This is a genomic window from Streptomyces syringium (assembly GCF_017876625.1).
Lineage (GTDB): Bacteria > Actinomycetota > Actinomycetes > Streptomycetales > Streptomycetaceae > Streptomyces > Streptomyces syringius.
On the sequence record NZ_JAGIOH010000001.1, the window covers coordinates 1,746,037 to 1,762,547 of the forward strand.

Below are 16,511 nucleotides of genomic sequence, written 5' to 3' on the forward strand. Positions count from 1 at the left end.
GGCAGAACGACGGTGAGCGCGGCCGTGCCGGTCCGGTCCCGTCGGACGGCGCGAACGGCAGTGACGCAAGGGCCGCGTGAGACGGGGCCAGAGGGTCCGCCTGAGTGCTCTTCGGCCATTGCTGTGGCACTCCTGAATCGCTGCGGACGCCGCACTGTCACCGGGCGGGCCTCTTTTCGGCCGGACCGCCCAGGACTCTTGAGCCGCGCCAGGCGACCTCTGATCCCATGGTCGGCCGGGCCAAAAATCAATCCCTCGAAGACATCCCTGCGATTTTGGCAATGATTTCAAGGGATCCTCGCTGGTCAACACTCCCGAAACATTAATTCCCACCATTCCCACCCAATCCTGGCCCCCGTCGACGCCCGTCACTCCCCCGAGGGCACTCACGAGACCCGCCTCACACGAAATCACGCCACTACACAGGGTTTTCAACCAGCGACTGAAAGTGTTCGATCGGTGTGCGTTCATGCTCGCGTTACGCAAGACTCCGTCCGTTATCTGAAGCAACCACCAAAGGAGTGTTCGTAATGCGGTACATCACTGGGGGGATCGCGCTGGGCGCCGCCGTGGCGCTGGGCGGCCTGCTGAGCGCCGGAACGGCGGCGACCGCCGCACCCTCGGCGCAGACGCAGAGTCTGTTCGCGCCCTCTGCACTGGTGCTGACCGTCGGTGAGGGCGAAAGCGCGGCGGACTCGGGCGTACAGCGCGCCGTGACGCTCACCTGCACGCCGAAGGCCTCGGGTACCCACCCGGCCGCGCGCGCCGCCTGTGACCAGCTGCGTGCCGTCAACGGGGACTTCAAGGCCCTCGTCACCACGAAGTCCGACCGGATCTGCACCAAGGAGTACCGCCCGATCGTCATCACCGCGGACGGCGTCTGGGAGGGTCACCGCGTCTCGTACGAGCACAAGTTCGCCAACCCGTGCATGGCGTCGGACAAGGGCGTCGTCTTCGACTTCTGAGGCTCCCTCGTACGACAGCCCCCGAACGACAGCCCGGCATGACCCGCACGTGCACGACCCGAACGACCCGCACAAGGGGGCGGCCCCCGGACACCGTGGAGGTGTGTCCGGGGGCCGCTGTCCGTGGGTGCGGACCGTGTTCGCCCGAGGTCCGGCCACGGGTCCGCCGGGGGCGCTACGCGAGGGTCGCGCCGTAGGCCGCCAGGGCCTTCCCCACCGGCTGATAGTAAGTCGTACCGCCCAGGGCGCAGTTGCCGGTGCCGCCCGAGGTGAGCCCCAGCGCCCGGTCACCGGCGAAGAGAGCGCCGCCGCTGTCGCCCGGCTCGGCGCAGATGTCGGTCTGGATCAGCCCGGTGACCGTGCCCTCCTGGTAGTTCACCGTGGCGTCGAGGCCGGTGACCTTGCCGCGGTGCAGCCCGGTCGTGGAACCGCTGCGGGCGACGCGTTCCCGCAGGACCGCGTCGCGGAAGCCGGTGACGGTCTGCGACCGGCCGCCGCCGAGGCTGACGGAGCCGCGGTGCGCCACTGTCGGGTCGGTGTACTCTGCGAGGGCGTGGTCGTTGCCCGGGAAGCCGGCCCCGACGGTGCGGGCGATCACCGCCCCGCCCCGGCTCGCGGACCAGTCGGTGACGGCTTTGCCGCAGTGACCTGCGGTCAGGAAGCCGGGCTTGCCGCCCTTGTAGACGTTGAACCCGAGCGAGCAGCGCGCGGACGGCCCGTGGATCGCGTCACCGCCCCGGACGTAGCGCATGAGCCTGGCGGACGACTTCCGCACCACCACCGTCTCGCCGAGGGAACCGACGACCTCGTTCAGGCGCGCCAGCTTCTCGCCCGTGACCGTGGGATCGGCGGTGACGACGACGCGGTTGACTCTCGGGTCCGCCACCCAGGCGGTGCCGGGGATCGCGGCCCGGGAGGCCAGCGCCGACTGCGCGGAGGCGAGCCGGGCCTGCGAGAAGCGGACCACCCTGGGCTCGGCGCCGGCCTCGCGGACCTCGCCCGCGGCCTTCCGGTCGGTGATGTTGACGACGAGCTTCCTGGCGGCCGCGTCGTAGTACGCACCGGCCCCCACGTGCTTCAGCCGAGCGGGAAGCGTTCTCGCGAGCTGCCCGGCCGCGGCCGCGGACAGCGCGCGCGGCTCCGGGGCGATCGACGCGCCGGCGGGCTGCGGACCGAGGGTCACTGCCGCGAGCGCGGCCGCCGCCGCGGCGGCCAGGGCGGTGCGCGCGCGCATCAGGCTGAGCTTCAACTCGGCACCTCCGGTGGGGTTGGGCCCGGCGGCAGGGGCGGCCTGGGCCCGGAGGACAGGCGACACAGGCCCGCCTCCCCTGTACGAAAGGCGCGTCCATGCCAAGTTGCCCGTCGAGTATCCCGACCGGCGGAGGGAGTGCACAAGTATGAATTCCGGTTGCGCGCATGGCTATGCGCGCGCCGAGGGCGCGCGTCATGCTCTTCGGCGCGCGCGTCAGCCGCTGGGCGAGGCAGGCGTTACGGAAAGGGCGGTGGAGGCATAACTCCCGGGCCGTACAAGCCCGTTCAGACCGGTCCGGGCGGCATTTCGCCGGTGCCGCGCTCCGGTGGTTCACCGGCGCCCGGCGCCTCGTCGTCAGCCCGGACGGACTGGGGGAACCCGGGCGGCAGCATGGCGTCCGAGGGGGTCGGCGACGGATCCAGCGGCACCGACTCGGGGGCGGGCGCCACCGGATCCGGAGGGGGCGGGGCCGGCTGCGGAGCCGGGGGCGCGGCGGCCGCGGGCGGGCCCTGCTGGGCCGACCGCTCCAGGAAGCGCAGCAGCTCCACGGGGAAGGGCAGCACCAGCGTGGAGTTCTTCTCGGCGGCGACCGCCACGATGGTCTGCAGGAGCCGCAACTGGAGGGCCGACGGCTGCTCGGACATGGTCGCGGCCGCCTCGGCGAGCTTCTTCGACGCCAGCAGCTCGGCGTCGGCGTTGATCACACGGGCCCGGCGCTCGCGCTCGGCCTCCGCCTGCCGGGACATCGAGCGCTTCATCGTCTCCGGCAGCGAGACGTCCTTGATCTCGACGCGGTCGATGTGCACGCCCCAGCCGATGGCGGGGCTGTCGAGCATCAGCTCCAGGCCCTGGTTGAGCTTCTCCCGGTTGGAGAGCAGATCGTCGAGGTCGCTCTTGCCGATGATCGAACGCAACGAGGTCTGGGCCATCTGCGAGACCGCGAAGCGGTAGTCCTCGACCTGGATGACGGCCTCCGCCGGGTCCACGACCTTGAAATAGACGACCGCGTCGACCCGCACGGTCACATTGTCCCGGGTGATGCCCTCCTGCGCGGGGACGGGCATGGTGACGATCTGCATGTTCACCTTGCGGAGCCGGTCGACGCCCGGCACGATCATCGTGAAACCCGGTGGACGGATCTCGTCCCGCAGCCGGCCGAGCCGCAGCACCACGCCACGCTCGTACTGCTTGACCACCCGGGCCGCCGACGCCACGTACAGCGCACCGGCCGAGCCCGCGGCCACCGCCGCCACCACCAGCTCTTCGAGCATCACGACCCCCAGCCATCCGCATCGGGTGTCGTCTTCCACCGTATGCCCCCGGCGGGCAGGGGTCGAGCCCCCGATCCGGGCACGGATCGGGGGCTCTGGCACCCGCCGGCCGCAGGCGAGGGGGAAGAAGGTGCGTGCTCGCGGCCGGCGGGAGGTCGGACGGGTTCAGGTGTGGTGCGCGGTGCGATCGGGCGACGACCGGTGTCAGGGGATGGTCACCTTGTAGGCGTTCAGTGCCTCGACGACCGGCTGGAAGAAGGTCGTGCCACCGGTGCGGCAGTTACCACTGCCGCCGGAGGTGAGGCCGAGGGCGGTGGAGCCGGCGAACAGGGCGCCGCCGCTGTCGCCGGGTTCGGCGCAGACGGTGGTGCGGATGAGGCCGGAGACCACGTCGCCGTTGCCGTAGTTGACCGTGGCGTTGAGGCCGGTGACCTTGCCGCTCTTGAGGCCGGTCGTGGAGCCGCTGCGCTGGACGCTCTGCCCCACGGTCGGGTTGGCGGCGGAGGTGATCTTCTGGGAGCTGCCGTTGTAGAGGTTGACCTCGCTCGGGTGCGCGAGCGAGGTGTTGGTGTACTTCACGATCCCGTAGTCGTTGCCGGGGAAGCTCGATCCGGTGGTCGGGCCGATGCTGGTGGTGTGACCGGAGTTGCTGTAGTAGGCGGGGTTGCCCTCGGTGCAGTGACCGGCGGTCAGCAGGTAGTACGTGCTGCCGCTGCGGACGTTGAACCCGAGCGAGCAGCGCCAGCTCGGGGCGTAGATGGCGTCGCCGCCGCGCAGGAACTTCGAGAAGGTGCCGGAGACCCGCTCGACGCGTATCGCGTCGGCGTTGGCACCCGCCTCCCGTTTGATCTTCGCTATCTCCGCCGCGGAGACGGTGGAGTCGGCGGAGAGCAGGAGCGTGCCGGTCTTCTTGTCGACCATCCAGGCGGTGCCCGGGACGTCGGCGGTCCGCACGGCCGCACTCGCGGCGGACAGCTGGGAGGCGGTAGCGGGCGTGGCGGCCGAACCGGCCTCGGCGTGGGCGTTGGTGACGACGAGTGCGGACGCGGCCGCGAGCGAGGACGCCACGGCGATCAGCCGGGCACGTCTCGCGGTACCGCTGCGGGGGGTGGTGCGCTTGATCCTCACGTTGTTCCTCCCGAGTGGGGTCGGGGGTCCGCCGAGCGCGCGGGCCCGTGAGGCGCAGCCAAGAGGCACACCGGATTCCGCTTTCGCCGTGCCCCTGACAAGCGCTGTTCGGGAGTATTCGGTCCGTGGACCTTGCGGCGCAAGAGCACCTTTCGGACGCCCGTCCGGGCACGACCGAGGGCCCCGACGGCCTGTGCCGCCGGGGCTGGACGCGGTTCGACCCACCGGGTCGCACCGCTTCGACGGGTCATCCCCCGATGAGGTTCCGCTCCCCCGCCGGGACGTCGACCGGCAGGGTGTTGCCGGGCGGCGGGAAGGGACAGACGAAGTGGTCGGCGAAGGCGCACGGCGGCAGCAGCGCGCGGTTGAAGTCGACGGTCACCTTGCCGTCGGCGTCGGGCGCCGGCGGCCGCAGGAAGCGGAAGCGGTAGCTGGACCCGCCGCTCGTGCCGTCGGCGAACACCGTCCACAGCGAACCGTCGGCCTCGGTCGCGACCCGCAGCGTGTGCGGCTCGCCGTCGACGGTGAACGCCAGCTCACCGGTGAGGCCGAGCCCCCGCTCCCGCCCGTCGGCGTTCTCCACCGCGACCGTGCGGGGCTGCTCGTACGGACGGAACTGCCCGGACAGCACCCAGCGTTCGTCGTGGTCGAAGACGTCGATGCCGGTGAACTCCCGGCGCCTCGCCGCGTCCGGGTCGAAGACCCGGACCGCCCACAGCCCCTCGCGGCGCAGCACCGGCAGCCGCCGGTCGCCGTGCGCGACGCGGGCGGTCTCGGGCCCGCCGTCGAGGGTGAGCCGGACCGTTCCCGTGAACGGCCGCCCGTCGACGGTCAGACCGTCCGCCGCCGTGGCGGTGAGCAGCACGTCGTCACCCTCGTCCGTCCACTGTCCCGGGACGGCCGGAATTCGCCCCTCCAGGTTATGGGCGATATCGGCGAGCCAGTAGGTGCCGATGAGCGCGAGCGGCCCGTACGGTGCCGAGACCGCCTCGGTGCGCTGCTCGCGCCACGTCTTCCACTGCTGTTGTGCGTCAGAGCTCATGACCGTCAACCTTTCGCGCTATTTTCACCGCGGGCAGCGGCAGGCCGAGGTGCTCGCGAAGAGTCGAGCCCGTGTACTCCGTACGGAACGCGCCACGCTCCTGGAGCAGGGGCACCACCCGGTCGACGAAGTCGTCGAGCCCGCCCGGGGCGAGGTGCAGGACGAGGACGAAGCCGTCGGCGGCGGACTGCTCGGCGTACCGCGTCAGCCCGTCGGCGACCTCCGAGGGGGTGCCGGCGAAGGACGGCCGTCCGGTCGTCCCGGTCACGCTCTGCCGTATCGAGAGCCCCTTGGCCCCCTCCCCGTTCTCGGCGGTGGTGTCACCGAGGACGAAGGTCACGACCGGCATGATCTTCAGGTCCTCGGGCCGTCGGCCGTGCGTGGCGAGACGGCCCTTGACGTCGGCGGAGAAGGCGCGGCCCGCCTCCGGGCTGCCGTGCCGGGTGAGGACGACGTCGGCGGTGGCGGCGGCGAGGGCGCGGCCCTCCTCGGAGTCGTCCGCCTGGATGACGACGGGGTGGCCCTGGGGGGAGCGCGCCACGTCGAACTCCCCGGCGATGTCGAAGTGCCGCCCGTGGTGGGCGAAGGGGCGGGGCGTCCCGTCGGGCGCCCAGGAGTCCCACAGCTCGCGGGCGGTGGTGACGGACTCCGCGGCGCGGGTGTGGCGTCCGGCCCGGTCGAGACGGCCGCCGTGCCGGAAGTTCTCCCCGGTGCGGGCGTCGGAGCAGGCGACCGGGTGCCAGGCCGCGCGCCCGCCGCTGAGGTGGTCGAGGGAGGCGAGCCTGCGGGCGAGTTCATAGGGCTCGCCGAAGGTGGCGTCGACCGTCGCGGCCAGGCCGAGCCGCCCGGTGACGGCCGCGAGGGCGCTGAGCACGGTGAGCGGCTCGGGCCGGCCGGCCACGTCGAGGTCGTGCGCCTGCCCCTGGTGCTCACGCGGCCGCGGCCCCTCGGCGAGGAAGCGCTCGGCAAGGAAGCTCCCGTCGAGGAAGAGGAAGTCGAACAGGCCGCGTTCGGCGGTGCGCGCGAGGTGTTCGACGGAGGCGAAGTCGAGCCGGCTGCCGGAACGGGCTGCCGACCGGGCGGTGGTGGTCCCGACGCCGGGGAAGAGCGCGGCGAGGCGGAGCTGCCGCTGCCCGGTGCGGGTAGTCATGCGGTCTCCCTGGCACGCGCGTAGCGGTTGGCGGGGCGGGGCAGACACAGGTGCTCGCGCAGCGTCGCGCCCGGGTAGAAGGAGCGCGGCAGGCCGCGGTGCTGGAGGACGGAGACGGTGCCGTCGACGAGCAGCGGGAGGTCGCGGTCGAGGTCCGCCGGCCGGAAGTGGAAGCCGTCCACCACCCCGTCCGCGTACCAGGTGCCGACGAGGTCCGCGAGGGCGACGGCGTCGGCGCTGGTGTGGAGCGCGACGGACAGGGAGGCGAGGACCACGGTGCGGGCGGGGTCGCGGCCCTCGGCGCGGACCCGGCGGCGTAAGTCGTCGGCGGCGGCGCGGACCGCCCTGAGGCCGCAGGCGTTGCGGGTCCGGATGAACGCGACGTCGGCGTGGCGGGCGGCGGCCGCGCGGGGCAGCGGATCGGTGGCGTCGACGGCGACGACCGGGCGGCCCTGCGGGGGCCGGGGCACGACGGCGGGGCCGCGGACGCTGAAGCGGGGGCTTGCGAAGTCGACGCGGTGCAGCCTGTCGCGGTCGGTGCACCGCCCGGTCGTCACGTCGCCGGTCTCCGCGCCGTCCTCCCGGCTGTCCCAGAGCCGGGTGACGACGTCGGTGACCGCCTCCGCCTCGCGCCACAGCTCCACGGCGGGCAGGGCGGGCCGGGGACCGAAGTGCCGTGCCTCGGCCCCGTCCGCCGAGACCCCGACGGACCAGCCCGCCCGGCCGCGGCTCACCCAGTCCAGGGTGGCGAGGGCGGAGGAGACGTGGAAGGGCTCGGTGTAGGTGGTGGTGACGGTGGGCACCAGCCCGATCCGCCGGGTGGCGGGCGCGACCCGGGCCAGCGTGGCGAGCGCGTCGGGGCGGCCCCGCCCCCGCCGGGGCGGGGTGAAGCCGTCGCCGAGGGTGACGAAGTCGAGCCGGCCGCGCTCGGCGAGAGCGGCCGCGCGGACGTACGGCTCGGCGTCGAAGACGCCGGGCCGGTCGATGGCGACGGCCAGGTGCAGGGGCCGGGTGGGTACGGGCATGGGGGTTCCCTGGGTAGGTGGGGTGGGTGAGGACGGCCGCGGGGAGTTCAGGGACCGGCACCGGCGCCGAGCGCGCCCCGACAGCAGAACCGACGCGGGAAGATCGAGGCGGCGGGGGCGGCGTTCTGCCGGAAGGCCGGTGCGTTGCTTCCGGGCCGGGCGACAGCGCCGCTGGCGCGGGCGTTCGGGTGCGGCGGGCAGCCCGGCGGGCCTGACGGCGCTCCCGCCGTACGAGCCGCGCGGCAGCGGATCGCGGGGGCGGCCGGGGAGTCGGCGGGGTGAGGGGCCGGGGACGAGAAGCACGCGGGCATGCGCAGGCTCCGTGGATGCAGAGAGCGAACACGGGACGGTCGCGCCTTCACCATGGCCGCGCCCCTCAGCACAGGCCAAGGCTTGAGGCTATGGCGAGGCCACGGCCCGCTGTCAAGCATGTCCGAACTCTGAGCACCGCGTCTCATGGGACGACCGGTACGGGATTGACGCGGAAACAGATGGCTGTTCCACTTACCCCATGGACTCAGGGCAACGGCTGGTCACGCGGGACCACATCGACTTCGGTCGGGTGTGGTCGGCGTCCTGTACGGGCTGACTCCGCCCGTCGGCGCCCGACGCCGCCCGCCATGTCATCGCGCGCCCACCGGCGTTGACAGGGTGGCCGAGGCACCCGCCCGTCGTCACGCCCTCTCAGCGCGTCTTCACGTTCGCGGCCGTCGGCCGCACCCTCCCCTCGCACAACCTCGGCTCTCCCTTGCCCGGTTCGCCGGGCCGGAGGCGTCGCGCCTCCGGCCCGGCACACCTGTCTACGTGACGTCAGCAGTCACAGCCACAGTCACATCCCTCGCAGCACTTACCGCAACAGTCACAGCAATCACAGCAGTTACCGCAGTCGCCGCAGTTGTCACAGCAGTCGCACTTGTGGCACCAGCCCTCGCGCTTCTCGCCGTCCCAGGGATCGTTGTACTCACCGCTGCAGCAGATCTGGCACGAACAGAAGAGCGCGGACCACACCGCGCAGCCGGCCAGCAGGCCGCGCCGCCTCCCCTGCCTCGGCGGCTCCGGCGGCGCACCGGGCGGCATCACCGGCGGCGGCCCGAAGGCGCCTTGGTGATCCTGGCGCGCCCGGTGCCCGTCGGCCCCTTGATGGGTCCGATGTCCGCAGCCGGAGGTGCCGAACGCCCGGTCGACCGCGCGCTCCAGCTCGTGCACCAGCAGCAGGTGCGCGAGCTTGCCCTGTCCCTTGCTGCCGAACTCGACCTCACGCAGCGCGAGGCGCACCCCGTGTGCCGCGTCGTCGCACAGCCGCCGCGCCTCGGCGAGGTCCGTCCCCGTCGCGGCGATCGGGTTCCACGCACCGGCCTCGGCGTCCTCGGCCAAGTCCTCGACGGCGTCCAGCAGATGCGCGAGCCGCCCGAAGAGCCGGCCCGCCTCCTCCAACGGCGCCCGGTTCTCCGGCCGTCCGGCCAGCACCGCCGTGTACCCGAAGGCGGCGGCGGTGGCCGTCTCGGTCGGCTCGGTGACCTCCAGCAGCGGTGTACCGATGCCGGCCAGCGCCTCGATCCCCGACTGCCGCTCGACCGCCTCGACCAGCACGGAGGTGTCGAACCCCAGGTCCGAGCCGGTGCGTGCGCCCGCCCGGTCCCACTTGGCGGCGACCTTGCGGGCCGCGGCCGCCACCGGCCGCCGCGCCAACATTCCGTCGCCGTCGGCGACATGGTCGCGCATCTTCGCCGAGGCCAGCACGAGCGAGACGGAGGCCGCCAGCCGCGCCCCCTCGCCCTTCGCCACGGACGCGGTGCGCATGCCCCGCAGCGGACACGGTCCGGCCGTACGCCGCCAGGAGTTCGCCCCCTCGGAACGGGGCGACTGCGCCTCGACCAGGACGGATATGATCAGCCCGTCATAATTCGTGGCTATTCGCGCGAACTGACCGTGGTCCCCCCTCAGGGTGAGACATAGTCCGCAGAGATGAGCCATCCACTCCGCCCGCATCCCTTCGGACAGCCGGTGCCTGCACGGCCTGATAATCCCGAACAAATCACGCCCCCGTGTGTGGTGCCGATCAACCCGGGCATCCTATTGACCGGAGGAACGCGCCGAGCCGGGGCCCACACCCCGATCGCCGTCGCATATGCCCAGGTCCAGCGCCTGTGGCGGACATCTCGGGGTTTCTGACGCATCGCCAACCGGTTTGCACCAGATGCGTCACGAAATCCACGTGTGGCGGCTATCCACTTGGCACATCATCCGCATCATGGACGACCATAGAGGAGCGGGCGGAACACACCGCGTGTGAGAGGAGGCGTCCATGGGATCGGTGCGCAAGGCGAGTGCCTGGCTTGGCCTCGTCGACGACAGCGATGACGAGCGCTACTACGACGACGACTACGCCGACGCCGAGGGACCGGTGCCCGGCGACTCCTGGGTGACCAACCCGAAGGTGCTGGTGACCGACGAGGCCGCACAGGAGCAGGGCACCCGCATCGCCACGGTCACCCCGGACGGCTTCCGGGACGCCCGTGGCATCGGAGAGCTGTTCCGGGAGGGTGTCCCGGTGATCGTGAACCTCACCAGCATGGAACCGAACGACGCCAAGCGCGTCGTGGACTTCGCGGCCGGCCTGACCTTCGGCCTGCGCGGCACGATCGAGCGCGTGGCCAACCGCGTCTTCCTGCTCACCCCCGCCGACTACAAGGTGGTCAGCGGCGAGCACTCCGGCCGCGCGAACGGCGGCTTCTTCAATCAGAACTAGGGGTTTCCGGCTGGGGGTCCGGGGGTCGCTCCCCGGGAGACACAGCAATCAGAACCAGGGGTTTCCGGCTGGGGGTCCGGGGGTTTCGGGGCCGAGTGAGCATGGGGGTCGAAACCGGCAGGGGGGTGGCTCACCGGAACGCGTCGAGGCCGGTGAGCGCCTTGCCCAGCACGAGCTGGTGCATCTCGACGGTGCCTTCGTAGGTGAGCACCGATTCCAGGTTCGTGGCGTGCCGCATCACGGGGTACTCCAGCGAGATCCCGTTGGCGCCGAGGATCGTACGGGCCGTACGGCAGATCTCGATCGCCTCCCGCACATTGTTGAGCTTGCCGAAGCTGACCTGCTCCGGCCGCAGTTTCCCCGCGTCCATCCGCCGCCCCAGATGGTGGGCGAGCAGGATGCCCTTGTGCAGCTCCACGGCCATGTCGGCGAGTTTGGCCTGGGTGAGCTGGAAGCCGCCGATCGGTCTGCCGAACTGCTCGCGCGTCCTCGCGTAGTCGAGCGCCGACTCGAAGCTCGCGCGTGCGGCGCCCATCGAGCCCCAGACGATGCCGTAGCGGGCGTGGCTGAGGCAGCTGAGCGGCCCGCGCAGACCGGTGACCTCCGGGAGCACCGCGTCGGCGGGCAGCCGTACCTCGTCGAGGACGAGCTCGCTGGTGACCGAGGCGCGCAGCGACCACTTGTGCCGGATCTCGGGGGCGGAGAAGCCGGGACGGTCGGTGGGGACGACGAAGCCGCGGATGCCGTCGTCGGTCCGTGCCCAGACGACCGCGACCCCGGCCACCGAGCCATTGGTGATCCACATCTTGCGGCCGGTCAGCACCCAGTCGTCGCCGTCGCGCTTGGCGTGGGTGCGCATGCCCGCGGGGTCCGAGCCGTGGTCGGGTTCGGTGAGCCCGAAGCAGCCGATGATCTCTCCGGCGGCCATGCCGGACAGCCACTGCTGCTTCTGCTCCTCGGAGCCGAAGCGGTGGATGGCGTACATCGCGAGGGAGCCCTGGACGGAGACGAGCGAGCGGATGCCGGAGTCCGCGGCCTCCAGCTCCAGGCAGGCGAGGCCGTACTGGACGGCGCTGGCGCCCGCGCAGCCGTAGCCGGTGAGCTGCATGCCGAGGGCGCCGACGGACCCCAGCTCGCGGGCGAGTTCACGGATGCCGGGCAGTTCGCCGCGCTCGTACCACTCGGCGATGTGGGGCAGGACCCGGTCGGTGGCCCACCGGCGGACGGTGTCGCGTACGGCGAGGTCCTCGTCGGTCAGCAGATCGTCGAGGCCCAGCGGGTCGCGCGGGTCGAACGACGGCAGCGTGCGTACGGACATGCTCGGCCTCCGGCTCGGCACGGACGCGCTCTCCGCCCGCGTGTGATCATCCCAGTCGCCCCGACGCTACGACCGGGTAACCCCCGCCGTCCAGACCCTCGTGAGCCGGGCCGCTGCGTGCCGGGCCCCGGCCCCGAGCCCGCCGAGGCCCGGCAGGGGGTCAGCCCGCCGTGGCCCCGCCCACCGGGGCGCGGTCGCGAGGCGCCGTCTCGCCGTCGTCCGCGCCGCACGGCGCGCCCTCGGCGGACGGCGCGCCGCACTCCATGACGCGCGGCAGGCGCAGCGCCGCGAGCGCGCCGAGGAGCAGCAGCCCGGCGCTGACGGCGAGAGTGACGTGCAGGCCGTGGACGAAGGAGTCGCGCGCGGCGGTGCGCAGGGCCTCGCCGGCCGGGCCGCCGAGGCGGTGCGCGACCTCGTACGCCTCGCCGAGGGAGTGGCTCGCGTCCGCGGCGGCCGCGCTCGGCACACCGGGGGCCGAGGTGACGCCGGGGGCGTAGGCGGCGTTCATGACGGTGCCCAGGAGGGCGATGCCGATGCCCGCGCCGAGCTGGTAGGAGGTCTCGCCGATCGCGGCGGCGCCGCCCGCGGACTCGGCGGCGGCCTCGCTGAGCATGGACTCGTACGCCCCGAAGAGCGTGGTCTCCAGGCCGAAGCCGAGGAGGACGAAGCCCGCGACGAGGACGGCGGGCCGGTCGTGCTGGCCCATCAGCGTCAGGGAGAGGACCGCCGCGGCGGTCAGCACGAAGCCGAGGCTCACCATCGCGCGCGGGCCGAAGCGGTGCAGCATGCGGGAGCCCGCGAGGCCCGAGGCCATCGCGGCGAGGGTGAGCGGCAGCAGCCGCAGACCGGTTTCGAGCGGGGTGAGGCCGAGGACGAGCTGGAGGTACTGGGCGGCTATCAGCTCGAGGCCGACCAGCGCCAGCATGGCCAGCACGATGCAGCCCACCGAGGTGCCGAAGGCGGGCCGGGCGAAGAGGGTGAGGTCGACGAGGGGGTGCTTGCGGCGGCGCTGCCGGCGGGCGAAGAGGATCAGCAGGGCGATGCCCAGGGCCGTCGGCACGACGGTGGCGAGGCTCAGCAGCTCACCGCCGCCCGCCCGCTTCACGCCGAGGACCATGCCGAACAGTCCGAAGGCGGCCATCAGCGCGCCGAGGACGTCCCACGGCCCGTCCCGGTCGCCGGTCGACTCGGGCAGCAGCCATCGACCGATCGGGAGGCTGACCACCATCAGCGGGATGTTGATGAGGAAGACCGAACCCCACCAGAAGTGTTCGAGGAGGAATCCGCCGAGCAGCGGGCCGGCGGCCGCGCCCACGGCGGCCACGGCGCTCCAGATGCCGATGGCCAGCGCCCGCTCCCGCCGGTCGGGGAAGACCTGCCGGAGGATCGAGAGCGTGGCGGGCATGATCATCGCGCCGCCGACGCCGAGCAGCGCCCGGGCCCCGATGAGCACCTCGGGCGTGGTGGCGAGCGCGGCGAGCGCGGAGGCGACGCCGAAGAGCCCGTAGCCGAGGAGGAGCACCCGGCGGCGGCCCACCCGGTCGCCGAGGGTGCCGAAGAGGATGAGGAGCGAGGCGCAGACGAGGGGGTAGACGTCGACGATCCACAGCAGCTGGATCGCGCCGGGCCGCAGGTCCTCGGTGACAGCCGGTACGGCGACGTGCAGCACGGTCGCGTCGACGGCGACCAGCAGCAGGCTGACGCACAGGACGACGAGGACGGTCCAGCGGTTCGCCCCGGCTCCCGGTCCGTGCCCGCGGCGCGGCCGCTGCCGCTGTCCGTACCGGGACCGCTGCCGGGGAACGCCCGCCGCCCGTGAGGGGCCGGCCGTGGTCGTCCCGGACATCTCTACACCTCCGTGTCATGCGCGCTCGCCGCCGACCGCGGGCCTTGGGGGACTGTGGACCCGCAGGTGACCTGGGCGAGTGAGTCGACAGCGTACGCGAGTCCCGGACCGTCATACGTGGCCTCGCTCACGTCGAACGACGGACCGCCCGGGGCACGGGTGTGCATGCTGGACAATCGATCGGTGACCGATCTCCTCTCCCCCACCGGCGCGGGCGCCCCCGCGGCCGCCGACGCCGGCCGTCTGCCCGGCGCCCGCGCGGCGCTGCGGCACGCCGCTCCCGCGCTGCTGGTGTACGCGGGGATCCGGGTCCTGGGAATCGTGGTGCTCACGGTGTGGGGGCGGGCCGCGGGCAAGGATCCGCATCAGCTGCTCTCGGCCCGCTGGGACTCGCTCTGGTACTCCCGGATCGCCGAGGAGGGCTACGGCTACACGCTGCATCTCAGTGGCGGCAAGGTCCACTCCGATCTGGCGTTCTTCCCGCTGCTGCCGTGGCTGGAGCGGGCGCTGTCCGCCGTCCTCCCGCTCTCGGCCGCCGACGCGGGGCTCGTGATCAGCGCCGTCGCCTCGCTCTTTGCCGCCTGGGCGGTCTTCGCGGTCGGCGACCGGGTCGGCGGCCGGCGCACCGGCGTCGCGCTCGCCGCGCTGTGGGCGGCGCTGCCGGTCGGCATCGTGCAGTCGATGGCCTACTCCGAGTCGCTCTTCACGGCGCTGGCCGCGTGGAGTGTGTACTGCGTGCTGACCGGCCGGTGGGTGTGGGCGGGTTCGCTCGCGGCGCTGGCCGGGCTGACCCGGCCGGTGGGGGCGGCGGTCGTCGCGGCCGTGTGGATCACGGCGGCGGTGACGCTGCTGCGCGCGCGCCGCACGGGCGGACAGGAGCCGCTCGCCCGGATGGCGCTCGGAGTGGTGCTCGCTCCGCTCGGCTGGCTCGCGTACTTCGTCTGGGTCGGTGTGCGGACCGGGAGCGTGACCGGCTATCTGGACGTGCAGGGCGGCTGGGGCAACGGCTTCGACGGGGGGCTGGCCTTCGGTGCCTTCGTCGCCGGGCACCTGACGGGCTCCGCCTGGCCCGCCGGGGTCGGCCTGCTGATCGGCGTCGCCCTGGTGATCCGGCTGTACGCGGTGGGGGTGCGGCAGCGCCAGCCGCTGCCGCTCCTCGTCTACGCCGGGGTGGTCCTGCTGCTCGCCCTGACCGCCAAGGGGTACTTCGGCTCCAAGCCGCGCCTGATGCTGCCCGCCTTCCCGCTGCTGCTGCCCCTGGCGGCGGCACTCGCCCGACTGCGGACGGCGCGGGCGGCGGGGACCCTCGCGGCGGTGGCGCTGGTCTCCGCGCTCTACGGAGCGTTCTGGCTGCACGGCTCCGGCCCGCCATGATCGTCAATTCGGGGGCCGGACCGGCCGGGCGGGAAACGGCGCGGAACGCCTCGGCCACGTACCGATAAACGGTGTCACACAAAAGAGAATTAACGCATCGCGGACCTCGCCCGACACCCGGTACCGGATTCTTTAAGCGTTTCTTATTCCGCCTGCTCGAAGTGGTGACGGCCCGGCTTGAGACGCATTCCACATCACATCGTCATCACAAAGAGGCCTGATCGGCCGAAGCTTCCCGTCACGCAATGTAACGTCCATTGAGTGCGTACCAACGACGAGCTCGCCCACGTGGAGGAGCGCCCCACCGAACCCGTGCGACCACGGATGACCCGGACCCGTCTGGGGATCTTCGTGGCGACCCTCACGGTCTACGTGGCGATCGTGGTCGGCGTGCTCACCACGTCCTGGCCCGTGCGTTTCGACTGGCAGGTCATGCTCTTCCGGCCGTACAAGCAGTGGCCGGAGATCCACACCTTCCTCGACTACTTCGTGGTCCTCGGCCAGCGCGGCCCGACCGCGGTCGCGGTGGCCGCCTGGCTGGGCTGGTGCACCTACAAGCAGAAGACCCTGCGCCCGCTGCTGGTGCTGGGCACCTCACTGCTGCTGCTCAACGCCACCGTGGGCGCCGCGAAGATCGGCATGGGCCGGCTCGGCCCGCACTACGCCACCTCCATCGGCTCCAACGAGATGTTCGCCGGCGGCGACATATTCCCCTCCGGCCACACCGCGAACGCGGTGGTGACCTGGGGTGTCCTCGCCTATCTGGCCACCACGCCGCGGAGCCGCCGGGTCGCCTCCGTCAGTGCCGCGCTCCTCGCGCTCGGGGTCGGCATGACGACCGTGTACCTCGGCACCCACTGGATCAGCGATGTGACGCTCGGCTGGAGCGCCGGGCTGCTGGTACTGCTCTCCCTGCCGTGGTTCGAGGCGCCGATGGCGGTCGCCGAGGCGTGGCTGCTGGGCATCTGGCACCGGCTGCGCGAGCGCACCGCGCTCGTACCGGCCCCGGTCGCACCGATCGCCCTGGGCGGTCCCCGCACCCCGGTCGACGACGAACTGCCCGCCCGCGAGCCCGTGGGCGCCGGCAGCCGCGCCGGTGGGCGCGTTCCCGACGGCAGACCCCATCTGTCGCCCCGGCCGCACACGGCGCGCTCCGAGCGGACGCCGGTCACCCCGACCGGCAGCCGCCGCCCGCCGCACTCCGACCGGGCGCCGCGCACCTCGCCGGTGCTCCCGGCCACCGGTCGCGGCCGCACCGTCGGCGGCTGACCGAAGGCACGGCGACGCGGGGCGGTACGCACCACTCCCCCGCGCCCGGACAAGCAGGACTTGGACGAGCAGGACTGACGGACCGGCCCCGGAAGCTCCCACCGAGCTTCCGGGGCCGGTCC

General features: G+C 72.7%; 13 protein-coding genes. 4 read left to right on the plus strand and 9 right to left on the minus strand.

Annotated features, from left to right (window positions below; all coding sequences use genetic code 11):
* Positions 1 to 530 precede the first annotated feature (530 nt).
* A complete protein-coding gene (locus JO379_RS07695) occupies positions 531 to 965 on the plus strand; it encodes a subtilase-type protease inhibitor (RefSeq protein ID WP_130877020.1) in 435 nt (144 codons plus the stop codon).
* 175 nt (positions 966 to 1,140) lie between these two features.
* Here JO379_RS07695 and JO379_RS07700 read toward each other — a convergent pair whose 3' ends face one another.
* From JO379_RS07700 to JO379_RS07730, 7 genes are all read right to left on the minus strand, one after another.
* A complete protein-coding gene (locus tag JO379_RS07700) occupies positions 1,141 to 2,199 on the minus strand; it encodes a S1 family peptidase (RefSeq protein ID WP_209518576.1) in 1,059 nt (352 codons plus the stop codon).
* A 302-nt stretch (positions 2,200 to 2,501) separates the two neighbouring features.
* Positions 2,502 to 3,488, minus strand: coding sequence for a slipin family protein (locus tag JO379_RS07705; RefSeq protein WP_130877091.1), 987 nt, complete (start codon positions 3,486 to 3,488; stop codon positions 2,502 to 2,504).
* Between the two features lie 204 nt (positions 3,489 to 3,692).
* The gene (locus tag JO379_RS07710; RefSeq protein WP_130877021.1) at positions 3,693 to 4,616 is read right to left on the minus strand and encodes a S1 family peptidase; all 924 of its coding nucleotides are present in this window, start codon (positions 4,614 to 4,616) and stop codon (positions 3,693 to 3,695) included.
* 247 nt (positions 4,617 to 4,863) lie between these two features.
* On the minus strand, positions 4,864 to 5,658 hold the full coding sequence (locus JO379_RS07715; protein WP_209514419.1) for a DUF1684 domain-containing protein: 795 nt from the start codon (positions 5,656 to 5,658) through the stop codon (positions 4,864 to 4,866).
* Complete coding sequence (locus tag JO379_RS07720; RefSeq protein WP_209514421.1) at positions 5,648 to 6,808, minus strand: LLM class flavin-dependent oxidoreductase; 1,161 nt, start codon at positions 6,806 to 6,808, stop codon at positions 5,648 to 5,650. The genes JO379_RS07715 and JO379_RS07720 overlap by 11 nt, the downstream gene beginning before the upstream one ends.
* Entirely contained in the window at positions 6,805 to 7,833 is a 1,029-nt protein-coding gene (locus tag JO379_RS07725) for an LLM class flavin-dependent oxidoreductase (protein WP_130877024.1), read from the minus strand. The genes JO379_RS07720 and JO379_RS07725 overlap by 4 nt, the downstream gene beginning before the upstream one ends.
* A gap of 810 nt (positions 7,834 to 8,643) precedes the next feature.
* Positions 8,644 to 9,867, minus strand: coding sequence for a DUF5685 family protein (locus JO379_RS07730; protein ID WP_209514423.1), 1,224 nt, complete (start codon positions 9,865 to 9,867; stop codon positions 8,644 to 8,646).
* A gap of 271 nt (positions 9,868 to 10,138) precedes the next feature.
* Here JO379_RS07730 and JO379_RS07735 point away from each other — a divergent pair, with 271 nt between their 5' ends.
* On the plus strand, positions 10,139 to 10,582 hold the full coding sequence (locus JO379_RS07735) for a cell division protein SepF (protein WP_130877026.1): 444 nt from the start codon (positions 10,139 to 10,141) through the stop codon (positions 10,580 to 10,582).
* 130 nt (positions 10,583 to 10,712) lie between these two features.
* Here JO379_RS07735 and JO379_RS07740 read toward each other — a convergent pair whose 3' ends face one another.
* Both JO379_RS07740 and JO379_RS07745 read right to left on the minus strand, forming a co-directional pair.
* On the minus strand, positions 10,713 to 11,900 hold the full coding sequence (locus tag JO379_RS07740; RefSeq protein ID WP_209514425.1) for an acyl-CoA dehydrogenase family protein: 1,188 nt from the start codon (positions 11,898 to 11,900) through the stop codon (positions 10,713 to 10,715).
* 160 nt (positions 11,901 to 12,060) lie between these two features.
* On the minus strand, positions 12,061 to 13,746 hold the full coding sequence (locus tag JO379_RS07745; protein ID WP_130877028.1) for an MFS transporter: 1,686 nt from the start codon (positions 13,744 to 13,746) through the stop codon (positions 12,061 to 12,063).
* A gap of 183 nt (positions 13,747 to 13,929) precedes the next feature.
* Between JO379_RS07745 and JO379_RS07750 the strand changes: the two genes are divergently transcribed.
* Together JO379_RS07750 and JO379_RS07755 are read left to right on the plus strand one after the other, a co-directional pair.
* Positions 13,930 to 15,120: a putative hexosyltransferase gene (locus tag JO379_RS07750; protein WP_242625961.1), complete on the plus strand. Its 1,191-nt coding sequence runs from the start codon at positions 13,930 to 13,932 to the stop codon at positions 15,118 to 15,120.
* Positions 15,121 to 15,381: 261 nt separating this feature from the next.
* Positions 15,382 to 16,389 carry a phosphatase PAP2 family protein gene (locus JO379_RS07755; protein WP_207303857.1) on the plus strand — a complete coding sequence of 336 codons (1,008 nt, stop codon included), beginning with the start codon at positions 15,382 to 15,384 and terminating at the stop codon, positions 16,387 to 16,389.
* Positions 16,390 to 16,511 lie beyond the last annotated feature (122 nt).

Coding starts and splice junctions, on each gene's coding strand:
- JO379_RS07745 (WP_130877028.1), bottom strand. CDS start 13,746: ATGTCCGGGACGACCACGGCCGGCCCCTCACGGGCGGCGGGCGTTCCC.
- JO379_RS07740 (WP_209514425.1), bottom strand. CDS start 11,900: ATGTCCGTACGCACGCTGCCGTCGTTCGACCCGCGCGACCCGCTGGGC.
- JO379_RS07735 (WP_130877026.1), top strand. CDS start 10,139: ATGGGATCGGTGCGCAAGGCGAGTGCCTGGCTTGGCCTCGTCGACGAC.
- JO379_RS07720 (WP_209514421.1), bottom strand. CDS start 6,808: ATGACTACCCGCACCGGGCAGCGGCAGCTCCGCCTCGCCGCGCTCTTC.
- JO379_RS07715 (WP_209514419.1), bottom strand. CDS start 5,658: ATGAGCTCTGACGCACAACAGCAGTGGAAGACGTGGCGCGAGCAGCGC.
- JO379_RS07705 (WP_130877091.1), bottom strand. CDS start 3,488: ATGCTCGAAGAGCTGGTGGTGGCGGCGGTGGCCGCGGGCTCGGCCGGT.
- JO379_RS07700 (WP_209518576.1), bottom strand. CDS start 2,199: ATGCGCGCGCGCACCGCCCTGGCCGCCGCGGCGGCGGCCGCGCTCGCG.
- JO379_RS07695 (WP_130877020.1), top strand. CDS start 531: ATGCGGTACATCACTGGGGGGATCGCGCTGGGCGCCGCCGTGGCGCTG.
- JO379_RS07725 (WP_130877024.1), bottom strand. CDS start 7,833: ATGCCCGTACCCACCCGGCCCCTGCACCTGGCCGTCGCCATCGACCGG.